At 75.7% G+C, this 12,896-nt stretch carries 2 protein-coding genes; both read left to right on the top strand.

The window, feature by feature from the left end; genetic code table 11:
* Positions 1 to 102: 102 nt before the first annotated feature.
* Positions 103 to 9,009, top strand: coding sequence for an SDR family NAD(P)-dependent oxidoreductase (locus tag BMZ82_RS42520; protein ID WP_371271200.1), 8,907 nt, complete (start codon positions 103 to 105; stop codon positions 9,007 to 9,009).
* Positions 9,002 to 12,892 (top strand): type I polyketide synthase, encoded by a 3,891-nt coding sequence (locus tag BMZ82_RS12455; protein WP_093774840.1) that lies wholly within the window; start codon positions 9,002 to 9,004, stop codon positions 12,890 to 12,892. The genes BMZ82_RS42520 and BMZ82_RS12455 overlap by 8 nt, the downstream gene beginning before the upstream one ends.
* Positions 12,893 to 12,896 lie beyond the last annotated feature (4 nt).

The raw sequence follows: 12,896 nt of genomic DNA, 5'->3' as shown, positions 1-12,896 counted from the left end.
CCGCCGAGCCGACCGCCGGGCCGGCCAGGGCCCCGTGCCATCGCTCCACGGCGTGCGAGTCCGCGCAGGCCGTTGTCCATTTGTCTGACGAGGATGATGACCGTGCTCCAACACGCAGACGGATCCGACGCTTCCGTGCCGCTGGGCCTGACCGGAGCGCAGGGCGGCATCTGGTACGGGCAGCAACTCGACCCGCGGAGCCCGGCGTTCAACACGGGCGAGTACCTGGAGATCCACGGAGCGGTCGACGCCGGCCTGTTCGAGACGGCGCTGCGCCGTACCGTCGTCGAGGCGGAAGCGCTCGGGCTGCGCTTCACCGACACCGCCGAGGGGCCGCGCTGTCTGCCCGCGCCGCCCGCCGGCCGGGTGCTGCACGTGCTGGACGTGAGTGCCGCGGCGGATCCCACGGCGGCGGCCGAGGAGTGGATGCGCGCCGACCTGGCGACCGCCACGCCGCTGAGCGAGGGCCCGCTGTTCACACATGCCCTCTTCAAGGCGGCCGACGACCGCTACCTGTGGTTCATGAGGGCCCATCACATTCTTCTGGACGGCTACGGCTACGTGCTCGTCCTGCGCAGGACCGCCGAGATCTACAGCGCGCTGGCGGCCGGGCAGGAGGTGCCCGACGCGTCGTTCGCCCCCGCCCGGACCCTGCTGGACGAGGAGACCGCCTACCGGGGCTCGGACCGGTTCGAGCGGGACCGCGCCTACTGGACCGGGCTGTTCGGCGGCCGGTCCGGGGCCGTCTCGCTCGTCGACGGCACCGCGCCGCCGTCGCCGGCTTCCATGCGGCGGACGGCGGACGTGTCCGCGGCCACCGCCGACCGGCTGTCGGCCGCCGCGTCCGAGGCGGGTGCGAGCCGGGCCGAGCTGCTGCTCGCGGCCGTCGCCGCGTACACGCACCGGGTGACGGGCGCCGAGGACGTCGTCCTCGGCGTGACCACCATGAGCCGGCTGGGCTCCGCCGCCCTGCGGACCCCGGGCACGGTGTCGAACAACCTTCCGATGCGGCTGTCGGTGCGGCCGGACACCGCCGTGGCCGAGCTGGTCGCCGCGGCGGCCGGCGAGGTGCGCGCCATCCGCAGGCACCAGCAGTACCGGGGCGAGGACCTGCGCCGGGATCTCAAGCTCCTCGGCGGTGACCGGCGGCTGTTCGGGCCGCTCGTCAACCTGGTCCCCTTCTCCCACCAGGTGCGGTTCGGCGAGCACTCCGCGACGCCGCACCACCTGTCGGGCGGCGCGATCGACGACCTGGTGATCACCGTGCGGCCGGGCACCGGCGGCGCGGGCCTGGGCGTCACCTTCGACGCCAACCCGGCGCTCTACACCGAGGACGCGCTCGCCGGTCACCTGGACCGGTTCCTGGCCCTGCTGGACCGGCTGGCCGACGCCGAACCGGGGCTCACGGTCGGCGCGCCGGACCTGCTGCTGCCGGGCGAGGACCCCGCCTACGCGACCCCCGAGCCGACGTCCGCCGCAGCGGACGCCACCGTGCCCGCCCGCTTCGAGGCGCAGGCCGCCCGCGCTCCCGAGGCGACGGCCGTCACCCACGACGGCCAGGCCCTGAGCTACGCCGAACTGAACGCCCGCGCCAACCGGCTGGCCCGGCTGCTGATCGCGCGCGGCGCGGGCCCCGGCCAGACCGTGGCGCTGGCGCTGCCCCGCTCGACGGACCTGGTCACCGGGCAGTTGGCAGTGCTGAAGTCCGGCGCCCGCTGCCTGCCGCTGGACCCGGCGCACCCCGCCGAGGGCCTGCGCGCGCAGGCCGAGGCCGCCGCGACCGCACTGCTGCTGACCGACGCGAGCGCGGCCGGCACGCTGTTCGACGCCGACCTGCCCGCCGTCGTGCTGGGCGACCCCGCCACCGACGCCGAACTGACCGCGCTCTCCGACGCGGACCTCTCCGACGCCGACCGCGGCGCACCGCTCACCCCGGACGCCGTGGCCTACGTCCTGCCCGCCCCGGACGCCGCCGGAAGCCCGCGGGGCGTGCTCGTCGCGCACGGCGACCTCACCGGGCTCGTCGAGGCGGCCGCCGCGCACGTGCCGTCCGGCCTGGACGACGTGTGGGCGCTGTTCCACTCGTGCGCGTCCGCCGTCGCCGTCTGGGAGGTCTGGGGGGCGCTGCTGAACGGCGGCCGGCTGGTCGTCGTCGGACACGACGCCACCCGGTCGCCCGACGAGCTGCTGGACCTGCTGCGGAGCGAGCGCGTCACCGTCCTCAACCAGCCGTCCGCCGCGCTGCCCGCGCTGGCCGCGGCCGACCGGGCGGCCACCCCCGCCTCGCCCCCGCTCGCGCTGCGGCACCTCGTCGTCGCGTGCGAGACACCGGAACCGGCCGACCTGGGCCCCTGGCTGGAGCAGATCGAGCGGTCCGGTGCCGACGCCCCCGCCCTGGTCACCGTGTACGGCGACGCCGAGACGACCGGGCCGGTCGCCTTCCGGCGGGTGGACCGCGAACTGCTCGGGCAGGGCCGCCGCGTCCTGGGCGTGCCGCTGCCGGACACCCGGCTGTACGTGCTCGACGGCGACCTGCGGCCGGTGCCGTCCGGCTGGGTGGGCGCGCTGCATGTGGCCGGGGCCCGCCTGGCCCGTACGGCGGAGCCGGCCGACGAGCGGTTCGTCGCCGATCCGTTCGGGCAGCCGGGGCAGCGGATGTACCGCACCGGCGACCTCGTCCGCCGGTGCGCGGACGGCGAGTTGGAGTACGTCGGGCGGAGTGACGAGCAGGTGCGGACCGGGGGGTTCCGGGTCGCGCCCGGCGGGGTCGAGGCCGCCCTCGTCCGTCATCCGGCCGTCGCCGGGGCCGCCGTCGTCGCCCGGGAGCGGCCCGGCACCGGCGGCCGGGCCCTCGTCGCCTTCGCCGTGCCCGGAGCGGGCCGCCGCCCGACCCGCGCGGAACTGCTCGGGCACCTCGCCCAGATGCTGCCGGAACACCTCGTGCCCGGGGCCTGTGTGCTGGTGGACGCCCTTCCGCTGACCGCCGACGGCACCCTGGACCGTGCGGCGCTGCCCGCCGCCGACGCCGAGGTCACCGGCGGCGGCGCGGCGACCGGGGTCGAGGCCCAGGTCCGCCGCCTCTTCGAGGAGCTGCTCGGGCTGCCCACCGGCGCGGTCGGTGCGGACGACGACTTCTTCGACCTCGGCGGGCAGTCCCTGCTCGCGTCCCGGCTACGGGCCCGGCTGCGGGCCGTCACCGGTGCCGAGGTGCCCCTGCGGACGATCTTCACCGGGCCGACCCCCGCCCGGATCGCCGCCCGGCTGGCGGTGCCGTCCGCCACGGCCGCCCCCACCCGGCCGGCCCTCGTGCCCGCCGAGCGGCCGGAGCGGATCGCGCTGTCCTCGGCCCAGCAGGGCATGTGGTTCCTCAACCAGCTCGACACCACCGCCGCGACCTACAACATGCCGCTGGTCGTACGGCTGGACCGGCCCGTCGACGACGACGCCCTGCGGGCCGCCCTGGCGGACGTCGTCGACCGGCACGAGAGCCTGCGCACCCTCCTGCCGCAGGCCGACGGCACCCCGTACCAGGACATCCGCGCCCCGGGAACCCTGCGGCCGGACCTGGACGTGGTGGACTGCCCCGCCCAGGAGGTGGCGGCGTACGTCGCCACCGCGCTGCGCCGCCCGTTCGACCTGACGCGGGACCTCCCGCTGTGGGCGGGGCTGTACGGCCCCCGGGACGGCACCCGTGCGCTGGTGCTCGTCCTGCATCACAGCGCGGCCGACGGGTGGTCGCTGGTGCCGTTCGCCAAGGACCTGTCGACGGCGTACGCGGCCCGCTTGGCGGGCGGGGCGCCGGACGAGGCCGCGCCCGTGCTCCAGTACGCCGACTACACGCTGTGGCAGGAGCGGCTGCTCGCCGGGCTCCGCGATCCCGCCGCCCTGCTGGGCGGGCAGCTCGCGTACTGGAAGACGGCCCTGGCCGGGCTGCCGGAGGAGATCCCGCTGCCCGCCGACCGGCCTCGGCCCGCGGTGCCCAGCCGGCGCGGCCGGGGCCTGACGGTCGGCATCGGCGCCGACCTCCACCGCGACCTGCTGCGGCTGGCCGACACCGCCGGGGCCAGCCTGTTCATGGTCCTGCAGAGCGCCCTCGCCGCACTCCTCACCCGCTGCGGCTCGGGTGTCGACATCCCCATCGGCACCCCGGTCGCGGGCCGCACCGAAACGGCCCTGGACGATCTGGTCGGCGTCGTCACCAACACCCTCGTCACCCGCACCGACACCTCGGGCGACCCCGCGTTCCGCGAGCTGCTGGCCCGGGTGCGCGCCTTCGACCTGGCCGCCTACGACCATCAGGACCTGCCGTTCGACCGGCTGGTGGAGGAGCTGAACCCGGCCCGCACGGCCGCCCGGCACCCCCTGTTCCAGGTGCTGCTGGCGCTCCAGAACAACGCCGAGGCGGTGGTGCGGCTCGGCGACAACGAGGCCCCGCTGCACCCCACGTCGACCGGCACCGCGAAGTTCGACCTGTTCGTCGAGTTCGTCGAGGTCACGGAGCGCCACGGCGTCGACCCGGCACCCGGCGGCCTCACGCTGCACGTCGAGTACGGCACCGACCTCTTCGACGAGGCCACGGTGCGGCGGCTGGCCTGCGGCCTGCACCGCACCCTCGCCGCCGTGGCCGCCGACCCCGACCTGCGGCTCAGCGCACTGCCCGACCCCGGCCCGCGCCCGGCGACCGCCACGGCGGCCCACGAACCGTTCGACGCGCGGGCGCTGGAACGCTCGGTGCTCGCGGCGGGCGGCATCCGGGAGTGCCTGGCGCTGCCGCCGCGAGACGGCGACGACGGCCGGCCGACGGTCCTGGCCGTGCCCACCCGGGCGAACGCGGCCGCCCAGGCGGAGCAGGCGCTGCGGCGTACGGCCCCGGCCCCGGACCGCGCGCCGCGCGTCGTGGCCGTCTCCGACCTGCCCCGCACCCCGGACGGCGCCCTCGACACCGCCGCGCTGCCGGACCTCGTACGGATCGGCACGGAGCAGGCCGAGCGGTGGCAGCGGGCGCTGGCCGAGGTGCCCGGCGTGGACGCCGTCACCGTCGAACTGGAGGAAGACACAGAGCAGTTGGGCCTGCTGCACGCGGGCCCTGCCGCCTCCGGGCCGGCCGAGCACACCGGCGCGGCGGCCGACGGGTCCGGGGCGACGGCGTCCGACGCCCCCGTGCGGGAGACGGTCCTCTCGATCAGCGAGGGGCCCGCGCTGGTCGAACCGCCCGTACAGACCTGGGCGGACGCGCTGCGCCGGGCGGCGGCCGGCGGACCGCACGCCGAGGTGGTGCACGTACGGGCCGACGGCACCACCGTGCGCCGCAGTTACGCGAGCCTCGCCGAGGAGGCGTCCCGGGTCCTGGGCGGACTGCGCGGGCTCGGACTGCGCCCCGGCGACCAGGTGATCCTCCAGTGCGACGACACCGAGGACTTCCTCGCGGCCCTGTGGGGCTGCATCCTCGGCGGGATCGTCACCGTGCCGCTGACCGTCCCGTCCACCTACGCGGAGGACTCCGCCGCGGTGAACAAACTCGACGGCGTCTGGCGGATGCTGGGCCGCCCGTGGCTCATCACCTCGGGCGGTCACGAGGACGGGCTGCGCGACCTCGCCGACCGGCGTGCCTGGGAGGAGCCGCGGCTCACCACGGTGGACGCGCTGCGCTCCGCACCCGCCGACACCGAATGGCATCCGGCGCGGCCCGTCGACCTGATCCTGATGCTGCTCACCTCCGGCAGCACCGGCCTGCCCAAGGCCGTCGAGCTGAACCACCGCAACGTCCTGACCCGTTCCGCCGCCGCCGCTCAGGTCAACGGCCTGACGGAACACGACGTGTCGTTGAACTGGATCCCGCTCGACCATGTCACCGGCGTCGTGATGTTCCACCTCAGGGACGTGCTCCTGGGCGCCCGGCAGGTCCACGCGCCCACGTCCTGGATCCTCCAGGACCCGCTGCGCTGGATGGACCTGGCGGACGAGCACCGGGTCACCGTCACCTGGGCGCCGAACTTCGCCTTCGGGCTGCCCGCCGAGCACGCGCACCGGATGGGCGACCGCCGGTGGGACCTGTCGCCGATGCGCATGGTGATGAACTGCGGCGAGGTCGTGGTGGCCGCCACCGCGCGCCGCTTCCTGGAGGTGCTCGCGCCGTTCGGGATGCCGCCGACGGTCGTGCACCCCGGCTGGGGGATGTCCGAGACCTGCTCGGTGGTGACGGACACGGTGCTGGCTGCCGAACCGGCGGCGGGCGAGGACACCTTCGTCAGTTGCGGACTGCCCTACCCCGAGTTCGCCATGCGGGTCGTGGACGACGAGGGCGAGGTCGTCCCGGAGGGCAGGGTCGGGCACTTCCAGGTCCGCGGCACCTCGGTGACCTCCGGCTACCACGACAACCCGGCCAAGAACGCCGAGTCGTTCACCGCCGACGGCTGGTTCGACACCGGCGACCTGGCCTTCCTGCGCTCGGGCGAGCTGTACATCACCGGCCGGGCCAAGGACGTCATCATCATCAACGGCGTCAACCACTACAGCCACGAGATCGAGGCGTGCGTCGAGGAACTCCCGTTCGTGGAGCGGTCGTTCACCGCCGCCTGCGCGGTGCGGCCGGACCCGGCGGCGGACACCGACGCCCTGGCCCTGTTCCTGCACCTGCTCCCCGGCACCGACCCGGCCGACGCGCTGCGCGCGGTGCGCGGCAAGGTGACCCGCGAGATCGGCATCACCCCCGCCTACCTGGTGCCGGTCGAGCAGGCGACCATCCCCAAGACCGAGATCGGCAAGATCCAGCGCACCCAGTTGCGGGCGCGTTTCGAGACGGGCGAGTTCGACGAGGACGTACGGCGCACCGAGGTGCTGCTCGGCACCGCCGCCACCGTGCCGGACTGGTTCCTGCGCCCGGTGTGGCAGCGCGCGCAGCGCCCGGAGCCGGCCGAGACCCCGGACCCCACCGCGCCCGTCGCACGGCACACGCTGGTGCTCGCGGGGCGCGACGCGCTGGGCGCGCGGGTCGCCGAGGCGGTGGCCGGGGAGCTGTGGCGGGGCGGTGCCCGGTGCACGGTCGTCACCGCTGCGGACGCGTTCCGCCGCGTCGACATGGCCCGCTACGAGGTCCGCGTCGACCGGCCCGAGGACTACGAGGCGCTGCTCGCGGGCCTGGCCTCGGACGCCCGTCCGGTGGACGCGGTGCTCCACCTGGGGTCGCTGACCGCAGGCCGCGCCGAGCCCGGGTGCGTGGACGACCTCCTGGAGGCGCAGCGGGACGGCGTCGACAGCCTGGTGTGCCTGGCCGGGGCCCTGTCGTCGGGCGGCGCTCCGGACCACCCCGTCAGCCTCCACCTGGTGACCGGCGGGACCCAGGACGTGCTGCCCGAGGACCGCCCTTCCGCCCTCCACGCCGCCGCCGGCGGCCTTCTCAAGAGCCTCCGCGAGGAACTCCCCTGGCTGGCCGCCGGCCGCCTGGACCTCCCGGTCACGGACGACACCGAGGCCGACGACACGGAGGCCGACTACGCGGAGACCGCCCGGCTGATCCTCGCCGAGGTGGGCGGCGGCCCGGTGACCGACGCCGAGGTGGCCTACCGGGACGGACAGCGCTGGGTGCGCCGGCTGGCGCCGCTGCCCGACCCGCTGCCCCGCAGGGCGCCGGCCCCGGTCGACGGTTTCCTCCTGGTGAGCGGCGGGCTCGGCGGCGTGGCCGCCCTGGTCGCCGGGCACCTGCTCAGGACGCCGGGCACCCGGCTGCTGCTGGTCGGCCGTACGGAACTGCCGCCCGAGCACACCTGGGACGCCCTGGCCGGACAGGACGACGAGGCGGCCCGCCGGGTCGAGGCGTACCGCGGGCTGCGCGCGCTGGGCGACGTGCGCTACGAGTGCGCCGACATCGCCGATCCCGCGCAGGTGCGGGCCGTCGTGGACAAGGCCGCCGCCGCGTGGTCCGCGTCCCTGGCCGGGGTGGTGCACGCGGCGGGCGCGTTCGACCAGCGGCCCGTCGCCGAGTACGACCTCGTACGGTGGCGTGCCGCGCTCGCCGCGAAGGTCACCGGCGGCTGGGTGCTGCACCAACTGGCCGAGGAGTGCGCGGCGGCGTCGTTCGTGTCGTTCTCGTCGGTCAACGGCTTCTTCGGCGGCTCCATGACCGGCGCGTACGCCGCCGGCAACGCCTTCCTCGACGCGCTCGCGGTGCACCAGCACCGCCAGGGCCGGATGGCCGCGCACAGTCTGGCCTGGAGCATGTGGGACGACATCGGCATGAGCCGGGGCTACGGGCTGCGGGCGCTGACCGAGGCGCGCGGCTACCGGGTCCTGGCGCACACCGCCGGGCTGCGCTCCTTCGACCTCGCCCGGAGCCTGGCCGAGCCGCACGTCCTGATCGGCGTCGACCGCGGCGCGCCCTGGGTGCGCGGCCATCTCCTGGGCCCGGCGCGCCCGGTGCACCGGCTGGCGGCCCGGGTGGCGCTGCGCGACGGCGCGGACCTCGGGGCGCTGCACGGGGCCGCATCGGACGGCGCCCGGCTGGCGGGGGCCGCCGACCGGTGGGTGCTGCGCGCGGCCGGTACGTCCACCGGTACGTCCACCGGCGCGGTGCCCGGCGGTTCCGCCGGCCGGCCCGCCGACCCGGACGCCGACCGGCGCCGGGCGCTGGAGGACAGCCTGTGCGGTGTCTGGCGCCGGGTCCTGGACCGGGACCAGGTGGGGGTCGACGACAGCTTCTTCGACCTCGGCGGCACGTCCCTGCTGCTGGTCCGCGCGATGACCGCGGTCAACCAGGAACTGGGCTGCGACCTCACCGTCGTCGACCTGTTCAGCCACCCCACGGTCAAGGCCCTGGCCCGCCACCTCGCCGACCGGACACCGGCCCCCGCGACCACGGACGGCCCACCCGCCGGTGACAGCACCCCTACGGCGACCGGCGTGCCCGGCGAGACCCGGGCCCGCGCCCGGCAGCAGGCCCAGCGGCAGCGCGCCGCACGGAACAGGACCATCCGGCACACCAAGCAGAACAAGGGGACCGACGGCGATGACTGACACGCCGGAGAACGAGAACGAGAACGGGCACAACGGATCCGACGGGTTCTCGGACAACGACATCGCCGTCATCGGCCTCGCGGGGCGCTTCCCCGGGGCCGACACGGTGGAGGAGTTCTGGGAGAACGTCGCCGCCGGCAAGGAGTCGGTGCGCGCGGTGAGCGAGGAGGAGTTCCTCGCCGCCGGCGGTGACCCGGCGGACCTCGCGGACCCCTCCCTGGTGCGCAGGGCCTCGGTCATCGAGGGCATCGACCTGTTCGACGCGGGCTTCTTCGGCTACAGCCCCGCCGAGGCCGCGATCGTGGACCCGCAGCAGCGGCTGCTGCTGGAGTGCGCCTACCTCGCGCTGGAGGCCGCCGGGTACGCGGCCGACCGGGAGGGCCGCACGATCGGCGTCTACGCGGGCGCCGGGGACAGCCGCTACTACGCGTCCCACGTGTACCCGAGGTTCGCGGGGCAGCCCGGCTCGGTGGAGCTGGTCCACACCACCGCCGCGAACTCGCTCGGCACCCTGGCCACCAGAATCTCGTACGAACTCGGCCTGACCGGCCCGAGTCTGTCGCTGCAGACGGCGTGCTCCACCGGGCTGGTGGCGGTCCACACCGCCTGCCAGGACCTGCTGAACTTCGCCTGTGACATCGCGCTGGCCGGGGCGGTCTCGGTCAACCCGTCGGCGAAGCTCGGCTACCGCCACGTCACGGGCGGCGTGTTCTCCCCGGACGGCCGCTGCCGGGCCTTCGACGCGCAGGCCGCGGGCACCGTGCCGGGCGACGGCGTGGGCGCGGTGGTCCTCAAGCGGCTGGCGGACGCGCTGGCGGACGGCGACCGGATCCGGGCCGTGATCAAGGGCTCGGCGGTCAACAACGACGGCCGGCGGAAGGTGAGTTTCAGCGCGCCCAGCACCGAGGGGCAGTGCGAGGCGATCCTCATGGCCCAGACGCTGGCCGGTGTCGACGCCGACTCCATCGGCTACCTGGAGGCCCACGGCACGGGCACGAACCTCGGCGACCCCATCGAGGTGGAGGCGCTGACCCGGGTGTTCCGGGAGACCACCGACCGCACGCAGTACTGCGCCCTCGGGTCGGTCAAGCCCAACATCGGCCACCTCGGGGCCGCCGCCGGCATCGCGGGCTTCATCAAGGCCGTCCTGGTCCTGGAGCACCGACTGATCCCGCCGGTCGCCCACTTCGACCGCCCGAACCCGCTGATCGACCTGGCCGCGAGCCCGTTCCGGGTGCCGTCGGGACCGGAGGAGTGGCCGTCCGGCGGCGGCCCGCGCCGCGCGGGCGTCAGCGCCTTCGGCATCGGCGGCACGAACGCGCACGTCATCCTCGAGGAAGCACCGGCGGCCCCGGAGCCGGACCCGCCCATCGCTCCGGACGACGCCCCCGCCGCCCGGTGGCAGATCCTGCCGCTGTCCGCCCGGACCCCCGGGGCGCTGCCCGGCCAGGGCGACGCGCTCGCCCGGCACCTGTCGGACCACCCCGGCGCGGACCTGGCCAAGGTGTCCCACACCCTGCGCACCCGCCGCCCCGCGATGCCCCACCGGGCCGCGGTCGTCGCCGGGAGCGCCCGGGACGCCGTGGAACTGCTCGGCCGTCCGCTGTCCGACACGCCCGCGCAGGGCGCGGACCGGCCGCCGCGCGTGGCGTTCCTGCTGCCCGGCGGCGGCGCGCAGTACTCCGGCATGGGCGCGGAGCTGTACGACGGCTGCGCCCCGTACCGGGACGTCGTCGACCACTGCGCCGGGATCCTGCGGCCCGTGCTGGGCCGGGACCTGCGCGACACCCTGTTCGGCGCCGGCAGCACCGACCCCGGCGTGCTGGGGCTGCTGTCGGTGGTCGTCACCGAATACGCCCTGGCCACCGTGCTGATGGAGCGCGGGGCCCGGCCGGACGCGCTGCTCGGCCACTCCATCGGCGAGTACACGGCGGCCTGTCTCGCCGGGGTCATGGATCTGGAGGACATGCTGCCGCTGGTGGCGGAGCGCGCGCGGCTGATGGTCGCGGCGGGCGGCGCCACCGTCAGCGTCGTCCTGGGCGAGGAGGAGCTGCGCCGCAGGCTGACCGGCGGCCTCTCGCTCAGCGTGGTGAACGGACCGGACGCCTGCACGGTCGCGGGCGGCGAGGAGGCGGTGGCCGCGCTGGAACGGCGGCTGACGGCCGAGGAGATCCCGCACCGCCGACTGACGCTGTCCCTCGCGGCCCACTCGCACATGCTCGACCCGATCCTCGGCGACTTCACCGAGGCCGTGCGCGGCGTCACCCTGCGCCCGCCCCGCATCCCCTACGTCACCAACACCACCGGCACCTGGGTCACCGACGAACAGGCCACCAGCGTCCAGCACTGGGTGGACCAGCTCCGTGGGACGGTGCGGTTCGCCGACGGCGTCGCGGCCCTGTGGCGGCGCGGCGAACCGCTGCTGGTGGAGGTCGGCCCCGGCGACACGCTGTCGAAGCTGACCCGGGCGTGTCTGCCGGAGGCGGGACCGGTCACGGTCGGCACCATGCGCCACGCCAAGTCCACGCGCTCCGACGTCGAGGTGTTCTCCGAGGCGCTCGCCCGGCTGTGGACGGCCGGCGTACCGGCCGACCTCGCCCCGCTCGGCGCACCCCGGGACGAAGACCACGCCCCGGCCACCCCGCTCCCCGGCTACGCCTTCGACCGCCGCAGCCACTGGATCGACCCACCACGACACACCACCCGCCCCACGAACGCCGAGGAAACGGCGACAGAGACCGGGACGGAGACGGAGCCCACGGCCGCCACCACGACGCCCGGACCGTCGGCCCGCTCCCTGTCCCCCCGCCCCTACCTGCGGACCTCGTACGTCGCCCCGCGCGGCGACCTCGAACGCGCGGTCGCCGAGCAGTGGCAGGAGGTCCTGGGCGTGGAGCCGATCGGCGTCCACGACAACTTCTTCGACCTGGGCGGCGACTCCATGCGCGGGGTGATCCTCGCCGGCCGGCTGCGCAAGGCGGGCGTCCTCGACGTGCCGGGCTCGGCGGTGCTGGCCTCCCCGACCGTCGCGGAGCTCCTGGACCGCGCGGGCCGCCGCGGCGGCGGCCGGGACGCCTTCGCCCCGGTCCTCCCGCTGCGCACGGCGGGCGATCAGCGTCCGCTGTTCTGCCTGCACCCCGGCGGCGGCATCGGCTGGCGCTACGCCGGACTCCTCGCCCACCTGGGCGAACAGCAGCCGGTCTACGCCATCCAGGCGCGCGGACTGGACGGCGTCGCACCCCCCGCCGCCGACCCGAAGGACATGGTCGAGTTCTACCTGGGGCTGCTGCGCGAGATCCAGCCGGCCGGCCCCTACCGGCTCCTCGGCTGGTCCTACGGCGGCATGGTGGCCCACGCCATGGCCACCGCGCTCCAAAACGCGGGCGAGCGGGTGGAGCTGCTGGTCATGCTGGACTCCCCGCTGCTGAACCTCCACCCGCCGTCCCCGGAGGTGGCCGAGCGGCAGGTGGCGGCCCTGATCTCCCGGCTGACCGGCGTCCACCTGCCGGACGGCGCGCCGGCCGACGTCGCCGCCCTGCTGCGGCTGCTCGACGCCGACGGCCCGGCGGCGGGCTCGGAGGTGACCGCCGAGGAGGCCGCCGACATCGCCCGGGTGATGCGCAACAACCTGCGCGTGGCGCCCGAGTTCAGCCTCGACGTGTTCGACGGCGACGTCCTGTTCTTCAGCGCCGTGGGCGCGGCGGCCGACTCGGACGACCCGTCGGACGCCCAGGACAAGGCGCAGGAGTGGCGCGCGTACGTCGACGGCGTGGTCGAGAACCACGAAGTGCCGTGCGGCCACTACGAGATGACCGAGCCGGAACCGATCGCACGGATCGGCGAGCTGGTGGCGACGGCCCTGCAACGCACCGACAACGCCTGATGTG

Source organism: Streptomyces sp. yr375, assembly GCF_900110755.1.
Lineage (GTDB): Bacteria > Actinomycetota > Actinomycetes > Streptomycetales > Streptomycetaceae > Streptomyces.
Note: the sequence above shows the minus strand (reverse complement) of the source record. Positions and strands in the feature narration are given on the sequence as shown.

Bases quoted from the DNA above. Each gene is read 5' to 3' on its own strand.
- BMZ82_RS12455 (WP_093774840.1), top strand. From the start codon at position 9,002: ATGACTGACACGCCGGAGAACGAGAACGAGAACGGGCACAACGGATCC.